This window comes from Streptomyces sp. NPDC045026, from assembly GCF_056432625.1.
In genome coordinates this window covers 84,824-101,179 of the sequence record NZ_JBWKIS010000006.1, presented here as the reverse complement: position 1 = coordinate 101,179, position 16,356 = coordinate 84,824, and the positions used below count along the sequence as shown (strand labels likewise).

Here is a 16,356-nt window from a genome sequence, read left to right as displayed (position 1 = left end):
GACGTTCCTAAGAGACCGCTGTGCGTTTCTCAGGGAATTCACAGGTTGCGGAAAGCCGGTTCTCAGAGCGGGCGCGCAGGGTGTGGACCATGACCACGACCTCGCCCCAGGGGCGTACCGAACTGCTGAGGCCGGACGGGAGCCCCGTCCGGGTCCTCGTCGTGGACGACGAGCAGTCGATCACCGAGCTGCTCTCCATGGCCCTGCGATACGAGGGCTGGCAGATCCGCAGCGCCGGGGACGGGATGGGCGCGGTGCAGACCGCGCGCGAGTTCCGGCCCGACGCCATCGTGCTCGACATGATGCTGCCCGACATGGACGGCCTGTCCGTGCTCGGCCGGCTGCGGCGCGAGCACCAGGACGTGCCGGTGCTGTTCCTGACCGCGAAGGACGCGGTCGAGGACCGGATCGCCGGGCTCACGGCCGGCGGCGACGACTATGTGACCAAGCCGTTCAGCCTGGAGGAGGTCGTCGCCCGGCTGCGCGGGCTCATCCGCCGCTCGGGCGCCGCCGACCGGCGCAGCGAGTCCGTGCTCGTGGTGGGTGACCTGACGCTCGACGAGGACAGCCACGAGGTGTCCCGCGGCGGGGACGGCATCCATCTGACCGCCACCGAGTTCGAGCTCCTGCGCTACCTGATGCGCAATCCGCGCCGGGTGCTGAGCAAGGCGCAGATACTGGACCGGGTCTGGAGCTACGACTTCGGCGGCCAGGCCAACGTCGTGGAGCTGTACATCTCGTACCTGCGCCGGAAGATCGACGCCGGGCGCGAGCCGATGATCCACACGCGGCGCGGCGCCGGGTACCTCATCAAGCCCGCCGTTCCCGTCGCGTCATGAGCAGGCCGCGGCAGCCGCGCAGCCTGCGCAAGCGGCTCGTCATCACGGCTGTCGCGCTGATCGCCCTGGTGTGCGCGGTCATCGGAACGGTGACCACCATCTCGCTGCACACCTATCTGTACGGCCAGCTCGACAAGCAGGTGCGCGGCGCGGTCGTCCAGTCCACGGGCGGACCCGGCCCGGAGCGGCAGGCGCAGAACCTGAACTTTCTCGCCGGTCCGAGCAGACCGGGCACCATCGGCGCCCTCGTCGGGTCCGACGGAAGCATCACCGAGGCCGCGCAGAGCGTCGCCGACCGGGACAACCCGGTCGTCCCGCTGACGGCCGCGCAGATCACCGCGCTGGAGAGCGCCCCGCAGGACGGCGGGACGCACAGCGTCAGCGTGCCCGGACTCGGCGACTACCGGGTCTCCTCGAAGCCGGGCGGCAACACCATGGTCGGTCTGCCGGAGGCCGAGGTGCAGGACACCCTCAACACCCTCGTCGTCGTGGAGCTCAGCGTCACCGCCGCCGGTCTCGTCGCCGCGTCACTCGCCGGTGCCGCCATGGTCGGCGTAGCCCTGCGTCCCCTGCGCCGCGTCGCGTCCACCGCGACCCGCGTCTCCGAACTACCCCTGCACAGCGGCGAAGTGGCCCTCCACGAACGGGTCCCCGACACCGAGGCCGACCCGCGCACGGAGGTCGGCCAGGTCGGCGCCGCGCTCAACCGCATGCTCGACCACGTGAACGGAGCGCTGGAGGCGCGCCAGCAGAGCGAGACGCGCGTCCGCCAGTTCGTCGCGGACGCCAGCCATGAGCTGCGTACCCCCCTCGCCTCGATCCGCGGATACGCCGAACTCACCCGGCGCGGCCGTGAGGAGACCGGGCCCGACACGCGGCACGCGCTCGGCCGCATCGAGTCCGAGGCCCACCGCATGACCGGACTCGTCGAGGATCTGCTGCTGCTCGCGCGGCTCGACTCCGGGCGCCCCCTGTCGTACGAGGCGACCGACCTGTCACCGCTGGTCGTGGACGCGCTGAGCGACGCCCGCGCGGCCGGCCAGGACCACGCGTGGCGGCTCGAACTGCCGGACGACCCCGCCCTCGTGCTCGCCGACGGGCCGCGCATCCACCAGGTGCTCGTGAACCTCCTCGCCAACGCCCGTACGCACACGCCACCGGGCACCACCGTGACCGCGCGCGTGCACCGGCACGGGCCGTGGGTCTGCCTGGACGTGCAGGACAACGGTCCCGGCATACCGCCCGAGCTGCTCCCGCACGTCTTCGAGCGGTTCGCGCGCGGCGACACCTCCCGCTCCCGGGCCCACGGTTCGACCGGTCTCGGCCTCGCCATCGTGCAGGCCGTCGCGGCCGCGCACGGCGGCGCGGTGACCGTCGACAGCGTGCCCGGCCGGACCGTTTTCACCGTCCATCTGCCGGCCTGTGGCGAACCCGTCACGCACTCACAGGCGGGCCACAGTCTCACCACACTGGCCTGACAGGGCAGTTGGCGAATGTCGGTGTCATGCGAACCGACTCTTCTCCGGGCACCGACCCCTCCCTGGGGGTGCTGCCGGCACGGGAGCACCTCCCGGCCGGCGTGGGCGATGCACCGGTTCTGGACGTAGTGATCCCGGTCTACAACGAGGAGCGGGACCTCGGTCCCTGCGTGCGCAGGCTGCACCGGCACCTCGTCGGGACCTTCCCCTACCGCTTCCGCATCACGATCGCGGACAATGCGTCCACCGACGCGACCCCGGACGTCGCCGCCGCCCTGGCGGCCGCGCTCCCCGAGGTGCGGCACGCACGCCTGGAGCAGAAGGGCCGCGGGCGCGCCCTGCGCACCGTCTGGTCCGCGTCCGACGCACCCGTCCTCGCCTACATGGACGTCGACCTGTCCACCGACCTCAACGCGCTGCTGCCGCTGGTCGCGCCGCTGATCTCGGGCCACTCGGACCTGGCGATCGGCTCGCGTCTCGCGCGCAGCTCACGCGTCGTGCGCGGGCCGAAGCGCGAATTCATCTCGCGCGCCTACAACCTGATCCTGCGCGGCTCCCTCCAGGCCCGCTTCTCCGACGCCCAGTGCGGCTTCAAGGCGATCCGGCGCGATGTGGCGCGGGTCCTGCTGCCGCTCGTCGAGGACACCGGCTGGTTCTTCGACACCGAGATGCTCGTCCTCGCCGAGCGGGCCGGGCTGCGCATCCACGAGGTGCCGGTCGACTGGGTCGACGACCCGGACTCGACGGTGCACATCGTGAAGACGGCCACCGACGACCTCAAGGGCGTGTGGCGCGTGGGCAAGGCGCTCGCGGTCGGCGCGCTCCCCCTGGACCGGCTCGCCCGCCCCTTCGGCGACGACCCGCGCGACCGCCAGGTCCCGGGCGTGCCCAGGGGGCTGGCCCGCCAGCTGGTCGGCTTCTGTGTCGTGGGCGCCCTGTCGACCCTCGTCTATCTGCTGCTCTACTCCGGATTCCGTACGTTCACGGGGTCCCAGGTCGCCAACGCGCTGGCCCTCCTCGTCTCGGCCGTCGCCAACACGGCCGCCAACCGGCGCCTCACCTTCGGCGTCCGCGGCCGCGACCGGGCCGTCCGCCACCAGGCGCAGGGACTCGTCGTGTTCGCGATCGGGCTCGCCCTGACCAGCGGCTCGCTCGCCGCGCTCGGCGCCGCCTCCGCGGACCCGGCGCACTCCACGGAACTCGCGGTGCTCGTCGCCGCCAACCTCGCGGCGACGGTGCTGCGCTTCCTGCTCTTCCGGGCCTGGGTGTTCCCCGAGCCGACCGCCCCCGCGCCGCCGCCCGTAACCGGTGCGCCGGACGCCTCCCGATCTACGTACGACCATGAACTGAGGACCGGACGATGACCCTGCCCCATCTCCCCGCAGGCGCACCCGCGCTGCCACCGCCCCCGGCCGCAGCGGCCGTGCAGGGCCAGGGACACGGCCGTGCCAAGCAGCCCCCGCTCCTCGCACGGGTCTGGCGCGGCCGGGCCGACGACCCGCGCTGGGCGCGCCCCGCGTTCCTCGGCCTGCTCCTCGTAGTGGCGATCGCCTACCTGTGGAACCTGAGCGCCTCCGGCTACGCCAACTCCTTCTACTCCGCGGCCGTGCAGGCCGGGAGCCAGAGCTGGAAGGCGATGTTCTTCGGCTCGCTCGACTCGGCCAACGCCATCACCGTCGACAAGCCCCCGGCGTCGCTGTGGCCGATGGCGCTCTCGGTGCGGATCTTCGGCCTCAGCTCCTGGGCGATCCTCGTCCCGCAGGTCCTGATGGGCGTGGCGACGGCGGGCGTCCTGTACGCGGCCGTGCGGCGCCGGTTCAGCGCGGCGGCCGGGCTGCTCACGGTGGCGGCGTTCGCGCTCACGCCCGTCGCGGCCCTGATGTTCCGCTTCAACAACCCGGACGCCCTGCTCGCGCTCCTGATGACCGTCACGGTCTACTGCGTCCTGCGCGGCATGGAGAACGGCCGGACGAAGTGGCTGGTGTGGGCGGGCGTCGCCGTCGGCCTCGCGTTCCTCGCGAAGACCCTCCAGGCGTTCCTGATCCTGCCGCCGCTGGCCGTCCTGTACGCGGTGTTCGCGCCGGGCAGGCCGCTCAAGCGGATCGGACAGCTGCTCCTCTCCGGACTCGCGATGGTCGTCGCGGGCGGCTGGTGGGTCGCGATCGTGGAGCTGTGGCCCGCGTCCTCGCGCCCGTACATCGGCGGCTCCCAGAACAACTCGTTCCTTGAGCTGACCTTCGGCTACAACGGACTCGGCCGGATCAACGGCGAGGAGACCGGCAGCGTCGGCGGCGGCGGTGGCGGCATGGGTGGCGGCGGCAGCCAGTGGGGCGAGACCGGCATCAACCGGATGTTCAACGCCGAGATCGGCAGCCAGATCTCCTGGCTCCTGCCGGCCGCGCTGCTGCTGCTCGTCGCCGGGGTCGTCGTCACGTGGAAGGCGCGGCGGACCGACACGGCCCGCGCCGCGTTCCTCGCGTGGGGCGGCTCGCTGGTGATGACCATGGCTGTCTTCAGCTTCATGGCCGGGATCTTCCACCAGTACTACACGGTGGCCCTCGCCCCCTACGCGGCCGCGCTCGTCGGCATGGGCGCGAGCGTGCTGTGGGAGGAGCGGGCCAGGTTCACGGCGTCCGCCGCGCTCGGCGGCACGGTGGCGGTGACGGCCGTGTGGTCGTACGTCCTGCTGAACCGGACGCCCGACTATGTGCCGTGGCTGCGCTGGGCGATTCTCGTCGGCGGCGTCGCGGCAGGCCTCGGTCTCGCCGTCGCGGGCCGGCTGAACCGTCGACTGGCGCTCGGTGCGGCCGGGTTGGGCCTCGTGACCGCGCTGGCCGGGCCGACCGCGTACACCATCAGCACGCTCGACACCGGGCACAGCGGGTCGATCGTGACGGCCGGTCCGGCGGGGGCGAGCGTGATGGGCGGCCGGGGCGGCGGCCCCGGTGGCTTTGGCGGCGAAGGCGGCATGCGCGGCGGCGGGATGCAGCCGCCGGGCCAGGGGCAGCAGAACGGTCAGGGCGGGCAGAACGGCCAGGGCCAGCAGGCCGGTCAGGGCCAGCAGGCCGGCGGCATGGGGCAGCCCCCGGCCGGTGGCATGCCCGGTCAGGGGCAGGGCCAGAACCAGGGCCAGGGCACCGGGAACGGCAAGCAGCAGGGAACAGGCACCGGCACCCTCCCCGGCGGCGCCCGCACGGGCGAGCGCGGCGGCATGGGCGGCACGGGTGGCGGCGGCATGGGCGGCCTTCTCAACGGCGCCCAGGTCAGTGCCAAGGCCAAGGCCCTCGTCGAGAAGAACGCGGACGACTACACCTGGGCCGCCGCGGCCATCGGCTCGCAGAACGCGGCGAGCTACCAGCTCTCCACCGGCAAGCCCGTCATGGCGATCGGCGGCTTCAACGGCAGTGACCCGTCCCCGACGCTCGCCCAGTTCAAGAGCTACGTCGAGGACGGGAAGATCCACTACTTCATCGGTGGTGGCGGCATGGGCGGGATGGGCGGCGGCAGCGGCTCCGCCTCCAAGATCCAGTCCTGGGTCGAGAAGAACTACACGAAGGTCACCGTGGGCAGCGCGACCTTCTACGACCTGACGCAGCCCAAGAGCTGACAACCCAAGAGCTAACGGCTTTTACGCGTCAGCGACAGATCGGCGACTACCGGGCGGTGGTCCGAGGCGAGAGTCTCGGCCACCGCCGCGTCGCGTACCCGGACCCCCTCACCCACGGCGACGTAGTCGATCCGCTTGACCGGATCCGCCGCCGGGAAGGTGTACGCGCCCGGGTCGGCCGGTGTCAGTTCCTTCCACAGCGGCGCGAGCTCGGGCGCGTCCGGCTCCGCGTTGAAGTCGCCGAGCAGGATCTGGCGGTCCCTGGACGACGTACGTTCCGCGGCCATGATCCTGCGCGTGTCGGCGACCTGCGCGACCCGTACCGACGGGTCGGGCCGGTAGTCGAGGTGCGTCACGAACACCTGGACCGGCACCCCGTGCACCTTCAGCTCGACCTCCCCGAAGCCGGGGGCGGGCGCCGGGACCGGGTTCGGGTCCTGCGTCGACAGGCGGGTGATCTCGTGGTTGACGGCGCCCCGGACCGGATACCGGGACAGGATCGCGACCCCGTACTCGCGGCGCGGCCCTCCCTCCTCCACCGGGTCGAGGCTGTAGATCGGCGCGAACGACACGTGCATGCCGAGCCGGCTCGCCAACTCCTCGGCCAGATCCCGCCCCTCGCTGCGCGCGTCCCAGCGGACGTCGACTTCCTGGAGCCCGATCACATCGGCGTGCAGGGCGCGCAGCGCCTCCTCCTGCCGGTCGAGATCGAAGACGTTGTCCATGCCGGAACCGGCGTGGATGTTGTACGTGGCGATGCGCAGCGGGACCGGGGGCGGTCCCCCGGTGGCCTGCGCGGGCGGCGCGGCGGCGAGTCCCCCCAGCAGTCCGGCGGCGAGCAGAACGTGCGGTGTGCGGCGGTGCTTGGACATCCGACCCCTCACTCGTCAGGTTTCAGGCGGGAGAACGCTAGCGGGTGTTCGGTGCCGAAAAACGACTTGGCCGCCACACAGAGGCAGCTATACGGTGTACGACGTCACTAGACGTACACCGTATAGGGGAACCTGATCATGACGGCGACGACCGCCGAGAACTCAACGGCCGCCACCGGCGGCGGCCACCCCCATCGCTGGCTGATCCTCGGCGTGATCTGCCTCGCTCAGCTCACCGTGCTGCTCGACAACACCGTCCTGAACGTGGCGATCCCCTCCCTCACCCGGGAACTGGACGCCTCGACCTCCGACATCCAGTGGATGATCAACGCGTACTCGCTGGTCCAGTCGGGTCTCCTGCTCACCGCGGGCAGCTCCGCCGACCGCTACGGGCGCAAGAAGATGCTGGCGGCCGGGCTCGTCCTGTTCGGTGCCGGATCGCTGGTGGCCGGACTCGCCCAGTCCACCGGGCAGTTGATCGCCGCGCGGGCCGGCATGGGCGTCGGCGGCGCGCTCCTGATGACCACCACGCTCGCCGTCGTCGTGCAGATCTTCGACGACAAGGAGCGGGTCAGGGCGATCGGCCTGTGGGCCACCGTGAACTCCCTCGGTTTCGCCGCGGGGCCGCTCATCGGCGGCGTCATGCTCGACCACTTCTGGTGGGGCGCGATCTTCCTGGTCAACATCCCGGTCGCGGTGATCGGCCTGATCGCGGTCATCGCGCTCGTCCCCGAGTCCAAGAACCGGCTCGGCGACCGCCCCGACCTGGTCGGCGCGCTCCTGTCCACGGTCGGCATGACGGGCGTGGTCTACGCGATCATCTCGGGCCCGCAGCACGGCTGGACGTCCGCGCACGTCGGCTTCTCCGCGCTGGTCGGCCTCGTGGTCCTGGCCGCGTTCGTCGTGTGGGAGCTGCGCATCCCGTACCCGATGCTGGACATGCACTTCTTCCGCAACCAGCAGTTCACCGGGGCCGTCGCCGGCGCGATCCTGGTCGCCTTCGGCATGGGCGGTTCGCTCTTCCTGCTCACCCAGCACCTCCAGTTCGTGCTCGGTTACGGGGCGCTGGAGGCCGGTCTGCGCACGGCGCCGATGGCCCTGACGGTCGTCGTCCTCAACCTCAGCGGCGTCGGTGCGCGCATCCTGCCGAAGCTCGGTACCCCCACGACCATCGCCACCGGTATGTCGTGCCTCGCGGCCGGTCTCGGCGCGATCGCCCTGCTCGGCGGTGACTCGTACGGGGGCATGCTGCTCGGCCTCGTCGTGATGGGCGCGGGCATCTCCATCGCCATGCCCGCCATGGCGAACGCCATCATGAGCGCGATCCCGCCGGAGAAGGCGGGCGTCGGTGCCGGAGTCAACGGCACGCTCGCCGAGTTCGGCAACGGTCTCGGTGTGGCCGTACTCGGCGCCGTGCTGAACTCCCGGTTCGCCGCGCTCGTATCCGTCTCCGCGGCCTCGCTCCCGGCGGCGCTCGCCGCGGCGAAGTCGGGGGCGGAGCGGGAGCGGATCGCCGACGCGTTCTCCTCAGGACTGGAGAGCAGCCAGCTCGTCGGCGCGGTCGCCGTGCTCGTGGGCGGCCTGCTGGCCGCGGCGTTGCTCAGGAGGGCGGAGCGGGCAGGCTCAGCGGTGAAGGCCGCGGCGTAGCTGCACTTAGCATCGGTGGTGGCGGACCAGGCCATTCCGGTCCGCCACCACGACCGGGCCGGTACGAGGACTTTGGGAAGGTGCGCCATGGCGAAGGCAGCCGACCGCGCGGAGCGTCCGGCGCGGACGAGCGTCTGGCTGGAGGGCAAGACGCCGCGTACCCGCAGGAGCGAGGCGCCCAGCACGCTCGACCGGGAGCGGATCACCGCCGCCACCGTGAAACTCCTCGACGCGGAGGGCCTCGCCAAGTTCTCGATGCGGCGCCTCGCGGCCGAGCTCGGCGTGACCGCGATGTCCGTCTACTGGTACGTGGACACCAAGGACGACCTGCTCGAGCTGGCCCTCGACCACGTCTTCGGCGAGTTCGAACTGCCCGAGCCCGCGGCGCCGGACGGGGACTGGCGCACCCCGCTGAGGCAGCTCGCCGGTGTGTACCGCGCGAGCCTGGTGCGCCACCCCTGGACCTCCCCGCTCACGGGCCACTTCCTCAACATCGGCCCGCACTCGCTGGCGTTCTCGCGCCAGGTGCAGCGCATCATCGAGGACACCGGCCTCACCCTGCAGGGCCAGCGGGGCGCGATCGCGGCCGTCTTCCAGTTCGTCTACGGGTACGGGACCATCGAGGGCCACTTCGTGCAGCGCTGCGCGGACGCCGGGATGACCCAGGACGAGTATTACCACCACGCGATGGGCGCCTTCGGTGAACTGGCCCCGGAGATGGCCGACGACTACGAGAACGCGCGGGCGCTGATGGCGGGCACCGAGGGGCACAAGGTCGAGGAGATCCGCGAGGCCGACTTCCAGGTCGCGCTCGACCTGCTGGTGGCCGGTATCGAGACGATGGTCGCGGCCCAGCGGAACGCCTCCGGCTAGAACGTCACACGTCCGGCTGGAACGTCACGCCTCCGGCTGGAACGTCACGCGTCCGGCTGGAACGTCACGCGAGATGCGCCGGGAATCCGCCGGTCGCCACGGGCCCCCATCGCTCCGGAGTGATCCGGATGACGGACTTGCCCTGCTTGACCATCGCCGCGCGGTACTCGTCCCAGTCCGGGTGCTCGCCCGAGATGTTGCGGAAGTATTCGACGAGCGGTTCGACCGACTCGGGTGAGTCGATGACCTCCGCGGTGCCGTCGATCTGCACCCACGGGCCGTTCCAGTCGTCGCTCAGGACGACCACGCTCACCCGCGGATTCCGCTTGGCGTTACGGGTCTTGGCGCGTTCGGGATAGGTGGAGACGACGATCCGCCCGGAGTCGTCGACCCCGCAGGTCAGGGGGGATGCCTGCGGGGTTCCGTCGGCGCGGGCGGTCAGCAGGAGCGCGCGGTGGCGCGGGCGGACGAAGTCGAGCAACTCGTCCAGGGAGACACGGGTGTTGGTCGCGATGCTGGGTGCCATGTCCAGCACCCTACGACCTGAACCGCGCTCGAACCCCCGCTCACACCTGCGGCAGCGCGTCTCCCTGCACGGCCTGGATGTCCAGCTCCACCTTCAGCGTCGTGCCGATCGCGGAGATGCCCGCCTGGACGACCTGGTTGTAGTTCATCGCGAAGTCCTCGCGCTTCAGCTCGGTCGTCGCCCGGAACGCCGCCCGCGTGCCGCCCCACGGGTCCGCGCCCGTGCCGAGGTAGCTGAGGTTCAGGTCCACCGGCCGTACGACACCGTGCAGCGTCAGCTCGCCGTGCACCGTCCAGCGGTCGGACCCGGCCGGCTCCAGGCCGGTCGAGCGGAACGTGATCTCCGGGAACGTCTCGACATCCAGGAAGTCGGGCGTCTTCAGATGCCCGTCCCGCATGCCGTTGCCCGTGTCGATGGAGGACGCCTTGATGACCGCCTCCACCCGCGACTTCTCCACGTCCTGGGCGATCTCGATCCGGCCGCCGAACTCCGTGAACCGGCCGTGCACGCTCGAAATGCCGAGGTGCTGCGCGACCGCGCCCACCGAGGAGTGCACCGGGTCGATCGTCCACGGTCCGGGCGGCGGCAGTTCGGCGCCGCCCTGCCGGGCGAGGACCACCGTGCCGACGTCGGCACGGCCGCTCGCCGTCACCATCGCCGTGGACGCCGTCGGCGCGTAACCGACCGCCGTCACGATCACCACGTACGGGCCCGGGGTCAGGGTCACCGCGTCGTGCACGGACCCCTCGTCGTCGGCCTCGGCCCGCAGCACCTGCGCACCCGTCATGTCGGTCACCGTCACGACGGCGTGCGGCAGAGCCCATCCGTCCCTGGTACGGATCCGCGCGCTCAGTCCCATGCTTCTCCCTTGCGCCGGAAAACCGGCGCCGCTCTCGCGGGCGTGGTCGCCCGCCGCTGGGGTCCTCGATCGATGGCTGAGGCCCCTTGGTCGATGGTCCGTAAACGGACCGGACCCCGGTCCGGTGGCGGCCGGCCGTCCCCTGCCGTAGTGCCGCCACCGGTTCCGGGGTCCTTTTCCCACTACCGGGCGGGGGCGCTTCTCCGCTCGAAGCGCGCCCCCGCCCGGGGTCGTCACTCGCCGGGGTGGGCGAGTTCGATGTCGTGGCCCTCGGCGCCGCTGCCGTTGACCGCCAGGCCGGTGGCCACCGGCGGGTATCCGGTCGCGATGACCGTGTAATCGCCGCTGTCCAGGTCGGTGAAGGCGTACGCGCCGTCGTGACCGGTCGTCGCCGTGGCGACCACGTTGCCCGCCGCGTCGACGAGCGTGACCCGCGCGTCGTTCAGCGGACCGCCCGCGGCCCGGACCACGCCGGCGACCTGCGCACCGGAGTGCAGCGCGATCTCGACCCGGGTGACCCCGGTGCCGCCGACCTCGACGGGCAGCGCGAGCGGGCGGTGGCCGGCCGCGGTGACCGCCACGGTCACGGCGCCCGGGACCAGCTCGGCGAAGGTGAACTCGCCCTGCTCGCCGGAGATCCCGGTGGCGAGGACGTCACCGCGGACGTCGGTCACGATGACCATGGCGCCGGAGACCGGCAGCTTGCTGTCCACGGCCTTCACGACGCCGCTCAGGCCGCTGGTGCCGCTGAGCAGGATGTCGTACGCGACCGGCTCCTCGCCGACGACGACCGTGGAGGCCTGCGGCTGGTAGCCGTCGGCCGAGGCGATCAGGACGTACGAACCAGCGCCGGGGGCGTCGAGGCCGTAGGCGCCGTCACCCTGGGAGACCGCGCGGCCCAGCTGACGTCCGCCGAGCGAGATCAGCGTGACAGCCGCCCGCGGGACCGGGGCGCTCTCGGAGCCGCGGACGAAGCCGCGGACCGGGGTGCCGCCACCGGTGGACGCCGTCGCCGGGACACTGCCCGCCGTCGTGGCGACCGCCTGGAGACGCTGGGTCGCGCCGTCCGAAGAGGGCTCGGAGACGGCGGCCGCCATGGCCGGAACCAGCTCCTGGGCTTCGGGGGCGACGGCCTCCGCAGCCGCGGCCGCGGGGGCCTCGGCCTCGGTGGCCGGAGCAGCCTGGGAGTTCGTCATACGCAGCGGGATCTCCTTGATGAACAGCGTGGCGATGAGCGCGAGCAGCGCGATCGGAGCGGCGATCAGGAACACGTCCGCGATGCCGTGCCCGTACGAGCTCTCCATGATCGTGCGCAGTGGCGCGGGGAGCTTGTCGAGGTCCGGGATGGCACCGCCGCCGGTGCCGCCGTGGCCGAGGGCAGCGCCCTTGGGGCCGAGGTCGGCGAGGCCGTCCTTGACGTAGTGCGTGATGCGCGTGGACATGATCGAACCGAGCGCCGAGACACCCATCGCACCACCGAGGGAGCGGAAGAAGGTGACCGTAGAGCTGGCCGAACCGATGTCCTGCGGGGCGACCTGGTTCTGGGTGCAGAGCACGAGGTTCTGCATCATCATGCCGATGCCGAGACCCATGAGGGCCATGTAGATCGCGACGTGCCAGTAGGCGGTGTCGTAGCGGATCGTGCCGAGCAGGCCGAGACCCGCCGTGATGAGCACGCCGCCGGAGACCAGCCACGCCTTCCACTTGCCGGTCTTGGTGATGACCTGGCCCGCGACGGTCGACGAGATGAACAGGCCGCCGATCATCGGGATCGTCATGACGCCGGACATCGTCGGCGACTTGCCGCGCGCCAGCTGGAAGTACTGCGAGAAGAACACGGTGCCCGTGAACATCGCGACACCCACGAAGAGCGAGGCGATCGAGGCGAGCGTGATGGTGCGGTTGCGGAAGAGCCGCAGCGGGATGATCGGCTCGGCGGCCTTGGTCTCCACGAAGATGAAGATCAGCGCGAGGACGACAGCGCCGCCCACCATCGCGCCGGTCTGCCAGGAGAGCCAGTCGTACTTGTCGTCGGCGAAGGTCACCCACAGGAGCAGGGTGCAGACCGCGGCGGTGATGAAGAAGGCACCGGCCCAGTCGACCTTCACGTTGTCCCGCTTGACCACGGGGAGCTTCAGCGTCTTCTGCAGGACGATGAGCGCGATGATCGCGAACGGCACACCGACGTAGAAGCACCAGCGCCAGCCGAGCCACGAGGTGTCGGTGATGACACCGCCGAGCAGCGGGCCGCCGACGGTGGCGACGGCGAAGGTCGCACCGAGGTAGCCGGAGTAACGGCCCCGCTCACGCGGGGAGATCATCGCGGCCATGACGATCTGCGCGAGGGCGGACAGGCCGCCGACGCCGATGCCCTGCACCACGCGGCAGGCGATCAGCATGGTGGGGCTCTGCGAGAGGCCGGCCACGACCGAGCCGCCCACGTAGATGATCAGGGCTATCTGGACGAGCGCCTTCTTGCTGAAGATGTCGGCGAGCTTGCCCCACAGGGGCGTCGTCGCGGTCATCGCGAGCAGCGAGGCGGTGACGACCCAGGTGTAGGCGGACTGGCCGCCGCCCAGGTCGCCGACGATCTCGGGAAGGGCGTTGGTGACGATCGTCGACGACAGGATCGCGACGAACATGCCGAGCAGCAGCCCGGACAACGCCTCCATGATCTGCCGGTGCGTCATCGGAGTGCCGCTGCCGGGGGCTGAGCCTCCATGCTTGGCGTGGCTGCCCCGCACACCTGCCGGTGTGGTTGTTGCCATGGGGTTCCTTTGCTTACGCGGGTGTACGGGTGGTCTTTTCGGTGGCATCCGGAACCGCCTGCGCGAGTCGCGGCGTGTAACGGCAGTCGCCGAAGCTGTCGCGGAGCCGGCTCATCATCGCGATCAGCTGTCCGACCTCGTCGTCGGACCAGTCGCTCAACCGGTAGGCCAGCAGTTCGGTCGAACGCTCGGAGAGCAGCTCGATCTGCTTCACGCCCTGGTCGGTGAGGCTGAGGATGCGGGAGCGCTTGTCCGCGGGGTCGGGCGACCGGTCGATCCAGCCGCGTTCGGCGACGTGCGCCACGTGGCGGCTGGTCACGGACATGTCTACGGCGAGCAGTTCCGCCAGGCGGCTCATCCGCATCTCGCCGTACTGGGCGAGAAGCATGAGGACCGCGGCCGAACCGGCCGGACAGTCGTGCGGCAGCGACCGCGCGAGGTCTCGTTTGACGGCACCGAAGGCACTGAACTGTCGGGCGAGCTGTTCGTACTGACTCTGCTCGGCCACGGCACCTCCTACGTTCGTTGCTTAGGGCAACCATAGAGACAGTTGGTTGCCGCAGGCAAACGAAAAGGGGTGCAGAAGAATAAAAACCCGGTAAAGGGGAGGGGTTGCACATGTAAAGCCGCAGCTCAACATGGGTGTGGCGTCACCCGCACGGATTCGCTAGGGTCCTTCCCCATGGCACACAACCCCCAGGGCCCGGCCCCCGAAGGCAACTACGACCCCGCGGGGAGCACCCAGATGTTCCGCGCCTTCGTCGACGAACCGGCCTCGCAGTCGCGCCAGCAGGCAGCCCCGGCGAAGTCGGGACCCGGCGCCGGTCTGATCCTCGGCATCGTGCTCGCCGTCGTCATCGTGGCAGGCGTGGCCTGGCTGGCCCTCAAGTAGGTCTTTCAGGCTTCCGGCCCTTCGGCTCTCGCCGGAGAGCCGTTCACTTCCATTCGACGGAGACGTCCCGCGTCTCCACGTGCATGCCGAGCGGCACCCGCCAGGCGTCGACACACACGGTCCAGGTCTTCTTCTTCCGCTTCCCCGCGTCGATCGGCACGGGGAGGTCCTGGGTGGACTCGACAGTGGCCCAGTCGATGCCTAGGGCGCCGATGATGTGCGTCCCGAACGTCACCGTGCCCGAACGCACCGCGGAACCACCGGTGTTGACCATGTTCAGGGTCACGTCCTCGCACCACCGCTTGTCCGTGGCCTTGCGCTCCGGGTCCCCGGTCTTCAGGACGGCGGGCCCGCTCGGAGTGCTCGGAGTGCCGGTACCCGGGGCGGACGGCGTCGTCGCCCCGGAGCCGGACCCGCCCGTGCCGGTGGACGGCTGCCCCGACCCGTCGGTCCCTGACCCCTCGGGCGCCCCGGAACCACTGCCGGCAGGCGTCTGTGTTCCGCCCGCGTCGCCCGTGTCCCCCGAACTGCCGCCACCAGGGGACTTGTCGCCGCCCCCGCCGCCCCCGTCGATTCCGCCGCTGCCCGGGGTACCCGAACCCGCGGTCTCCGGCGGATCCGAGGCGGCCCCGTCCAGCGGCACCAGCTCCACGTCACCGGTCGGCGCCACCGTGCGCCCCGGCGTCCGCTCGGGCGTGGCCCCGGCCGCGCCGACCGCCACATAACCGTCCCCGCCGCCGGAACTCCCGCACGCCGCAAGGAGACCGCCCAGGCAGACCACGGCCGCCGTCGCACCCGTCAGGGCGCCTCGGCGGCCGCGTATCGATGCTCGTCGCATCGCGCCAGTGTGTCTGACGGTCCGTCAATTCGGAACCCCGTCAACGGCACCGGCGCCGCACGGCGTGCGTCAGTCGGCGATCAGGCCTTCCCTGAGCTGCGACAGGGTCCGCGTGAGCAGCCGCGACACATGCATCTGCGAGATGCCGACCTCCTCGCCGATCTGCGACTGCGTCATGTTCGCGAAGAAGCGCAGCATGATGATGCGGCGCTCGCGCGGCGGGAGCTTGGCCAGCAGCGGCTTGAGCGACTCGCGGTACTCCACGCCCTCCAGGGCCGTGTCCTCGTAGCCGAGGCGGTCCGCGAGCGAGCCCTCGCCGCCGTCGTCCTCGGGCGCCGGGGAGTCGAGGGAGGAGGCGGTGTAGGCGTTGCCCACCGCGAGTCCGTCGACCACGTCGTCCTCGGAGACGCCGAGCACCACGGCCAGCTCGGGAACGGTCGGCGAGCGGTCCAGCTTCTGGGCCAGCTCGTCGCTCGCCTTGGTCAGCGCGAGCCGCAGCTCCTGGAGCCGGCGCGGCACGCGCACCGACCAGGACGTGTCACGGAAGAAGCGCTTGATCTCGCCGACGACCGTCGGCATCGCGAACGTCGGGAATTCGACGCCGCGTTCGCAGTCGAAGCGGTCGATCGCCTTGATCAGGCCGATCGTGCCGACCTGGACGATGTCCTCCATCGGTTCGTTACGGCTGCGGAAGCGGGCCGCCGCGTACCGGACCAGCGGGAGGTTCAGCTCGATGAGGGTGTCCCGTACGTAGCCACGCTCGGGGCTGTTCTCGTCGAGTGCGGCGAGCCGCAGGAAGAGGGAGCGGGACAGGGTGCGGGTGTCGATGGCTTCGGAAGCCCCGGATACAGGCGGGCTCTGAAGCACGTCGGGCGCTGACGCGCTCTTGCTGAGCGTGAGCACCTTCGAGCTGCCCTGGACTGCGGACATGCCACCCCCTTGAGGTCGCGGACGGTCGCGGCGGACGCTCCCGTCTGGAAGGAACGCAGCCTCCACCTGAATACCGGAGGCGGGGCTGCGGCAAACGCGGTTCCAGCAGAATGTCACATGTCGGCAACACGCTGTAGTGACATGTCGACATGGATGGGGTGAATCCGTGCAGGAAAAGGGGGGTGTGGCGGGGAACTGACGTATTTCGGCGGGGAAGTGCCGGGAAA

At 71.0% G+C, this 16,356-nt stretch carries 14 protein-coding genes; 7 read left to right on the top strand and 7 right to left on the bottom strand.

Annotated elements, in window-relative coordinates:
- Positions 1-89 precede the first annotated feature (89 nt).
- Genes AC07EJ_RS15645 through AC07EJ_RS15630 form a run of 4 tightly spaced genes read left to right on the top strand, consistent with a single transcriptional unit; the run spans position 90 to position 5,924 of the window.
- Positions 90-839, top strand: a complete 750-nt coding sequence (locus AC07EJ_RS15645) for a response regulator transcription factor (protein ID WP_389481018.1) — start codon at positions 90-92, stop codon at positions 837-839.
- A complete protein-coding gene (locus AC07EJ_RS15640; RefSeq protein WP_389481021.1) occupies positions 836-2,317 on the top strand; it encodes a sensor histidine kinase in 1,482 nt (493 codons plus the stop codon). Before AC07EJ_RS15645 ends, AC07EJ_RS15640 begins: the two co-directional genes overlap by 4 nt.
- 26 nt (positions 2,318-2,343) lie before the next feature.
- On the top strand, positions 2,344-3,681 hold the full coding sequence (locus tag AC07EJ_RS15635; protein ID WP_389481023.1) for a bifunctional glycosyltransferase family 2/GtrA family protein: 1,338 nt from the start codon (positions 2,344-2,346) through the stop codon (positions 3,679-3,681).
- Entirely contained in the window at positions 3,678-5,924 is a 2,247-nt protein-coding gene (locus AC07EJ_RS15630; RefSeq protein ID WP_478884385.1) for an ArnT family glycosyltransferase, read from the top strand. The genes AC07EJ_RS15635 and AC07EJ_RS15630 overlap by 4 nt, the downstream gene beginning before the upstream one ends.
- 11 nt (positions 5,925-5,935) lie before the next feature.
- Here AC07EJ_RS15630 and AC07EJ_RS15625 read toward each other — a convergent pair whose 3' ends face one another.
- Complete coding sequence (locus tag AC07EJ_RS15625) at positions 5,936-6,796, bottom strand: endonuclease/exonuclease/phosphatase family protein (protein WP_389481027.1); 861 nt, start codon at positions 6,794-6,796, stop codon at positions 5,936-5,938.
- A gap of 138 nt (positions 6,797-6,934) precedes the next feature.
- On the opposite strand from AC07EJ_RS15625, the gene AC07EJ_RS15620 reads away from it, so the two are divergent.
- Together AC07EJ_RS15620 and AC07EJ_RS15615 are read left to right on the top strand one after the other, a co-directional pair.
- On the top strand, positions 6,935-8,443 hold the full coding sequence (locus AC07EJ_RS15620; RefSeq protein WP_389481029.1) for an MFS transporter: 1,509 nt from the start codon (positions 6,935-6,937) through the stop codon (positions 8,441-8,443).
- Between the two features lie 87 nt (positions 8,444-8,530).
- A complete protein-coding gene (locus AC07EJ_RS15615) occupies positions 8,531-9,316 on the top strand; it encodes a TetR/AcrR family transcriptional regulator (protein ID WP_389481031.1) in 786 nt (261 codons plus the stop codon).
- Between the two features lie 64 nt (positions 9,317-9,380).
- On the opposite strand, the gene AC07EJ_RS15610 is transcribed toward AC07EJ_RS15615, so the two are convergent.
- The 4 genes from AC07EJ_RS15610 to AC07EJ_RS15595 form a co-directional block, all read right to left on the bottom strand.
- Positions 9,381-9,842 carry a PPOX class F420-dependent oxidoreductase gene (locus AC07EJ_RS15610; RefSeq protein WP_389481033.1) on the bottom strand — a complete coding sequence of 154 codons (462 nt, stop codon included), beginning with the start codon at positions 9,840-9,842 and terminating at the stop codon, positions 9,381-9,383.
- 40 nt (positions 9,843-9,882) lie between these two features.
- Positions 9,883-10,701, bottom strand: a complete 819-nt coding sequence (locus tag AC07EJ_RS15605) for a YceI family protein (protein WP_389481036.1) — start codon at positions 10,699-10,701, stop codon at positions 9,883-9,885.
- A gap of 233 nt (positions 10,702-10,934) precedes the next feature.
- Positions 10,935-13,391 (bottom strand): MFS transporter, encoded by a 2,457-nt coding sequence (locus AC07EJ_RS15600; protein ID WP_478884454.1) that lies wholly within the window; start codon positions 13,389-13,391, stop codon positions 10,935-10,937.
- 91 nt (positions 13,392-13,482) lie between these two features.
- The gene (locus tag AC07EJ_RS15595; RefSeq protein WP_389481040.1) at positions 13,483-13,977 is read right to left on the bottom strand and encodes a MarR family winged helix-turn-helix transcriptional regulator; all 495 of its coding nucleotides are present in this window, start codon (positions 13,975-13,977) and stop codon (positions 13,483-13,485) included.
- Between the two features lie 174 nt (positions 13,978-14,151).
- On the opposite strand from AC07EJ_RS15595, the gene AC07EJ_RS15590 reads away from it, so the two are divergent.
- Positions 14,152-14,361, top strand: coding sequence for a hypothetical protein (locus AC07EJ_RS15590; protein WP_362908477.1), 210 nt, complete (start codon positions 14,152-14,154; stop codon positions 14,359-14,361).
- Positions 14,362-14,404: 43 nt separating this feature from the next.
- Here the strand turns inward: AC07EJ_RS15590 and AC07EJ_RS15585 are convergent, their stop codons facing one another.
- Together AC07EJ_RS15585 and AC07EJ_RS15580 are read right to left on the bottom strand one after the other, a co-directional pair.
- On the bottom strand, positions 14,405-15,199 hold the full coding sequence (locus tag AC07EJ_RS15585; protein ID WP_478884384.1) for a hypothetical protein: 795 nt from the start codon (positions 15,197-15,199) through the stop codon (positions 14,405-14,407).
- Between the two features lie 69 nt (positions 15,200-15,268).
- Positions 15,269-16,129 (bottom strand): RNA polymerase sigma factor SigF, encoded by an 861-nt coding sequence (locus tag AC07EJ_RS15580; RefSeq protein WP_389481046.1) that lies wholly within the window; start codon positions 16,127-16,129, stop codon positions 15,269-15,271.
- Positions 16,130-16,356 lie beyond the last annotated feature (227 nt).

Coding starts and splice junctions, on each gene's coding strand:
- AC07EJ_RS15610 (WP_389481033.1), bottom strand. CDS start 9,842: ATGGCACCCAGCATCGCGACCAACACCCGTGTCTCCCTGGACGAGTTG.
- AC07EJ_RS15600 (WP_478884454.1), bottom strand. CDS start 13,391: ATGACGCACCGGCAGATCATGGAGGCGTTGTCCGGGCTGCTGCTCGGC.
- AC07EJ_RS15625 (WP_389481027.1), bottom strand. CDS start 6,796: ATGTCCAAGCACCGCCGCACACCGCACGTTCTGCTCGCCGCCGGACTG.
- AC07EJ_RS15640 (WP_389481021.1), top strand. CDS start 836: ATGAGCAGGCCGCGGCAGCCGCGCAGCCTGCGCAAGCGGCTCGTCATC.
- AC07EJ_RS15620 (WP_389481029.1), top strand. CDS start 6,935: ATGACGGCGACGACCGCCGAGAACTCAACGGCCGCCACCGGCGGCGGC.
- AC07EJ_RS15585 (WP_478884384.1), bottom strand. CDS start 15,199: ATGCGACGAGCATCGATACGCGGCCGCCGAGGCGCCCTGACGGGTGCG.
- AC07EJ_RS15615 (WP_389481031.1), top strand. CDS start 8,531: ATGGCGAAGGCAGCCGACCGCGCGGAGCGTCCGGCGCGGACGAGCGTC.
- AC07EJ_RS15580 (WP_389481046.1), bottom strand. CDS start 16,129: ATGTCCGCAGTCCAGGGCAGCTCGAAGGTGCTCACGCTCAGCAAGAGC.
- AC07EJ_RS15645 (WP_389481018.1), top strand. CDS start 90: ATGACCACGACCTCGCCCCAGGGGCGTACCGAACTGCTGAGGCCGGAC.
- AC07EJ_RS15635 (WP_389481023.1), top strand. CDS start 2,344: ATGCGAACCGACTCTTCTCCGGGCACCGACCCCTCCCTGGGGGTGCTG.
- AC07EJ_RS15590 (WP_362908477.1), top strand. CDS start 14,152: ATGGCACACAACCCCCAGGGCCCGGCCCCCGAAGGCAACTACGACCCC.
- AC07EJ_RS15630 (WP_478884385.1), top strand. CDS start 3,678: ATGACCCTGCCCCATCTCCCCGCAGGCGCACCCGCGCTGCCACCGCCC.
- AC07EJ_RS15605 (WP_389481036.1), bottom strand. CDS start 10,701: ATGGGACTGAGCGCGCGGATCCGTACCAGGGACGGATGGGCTCTGCCG.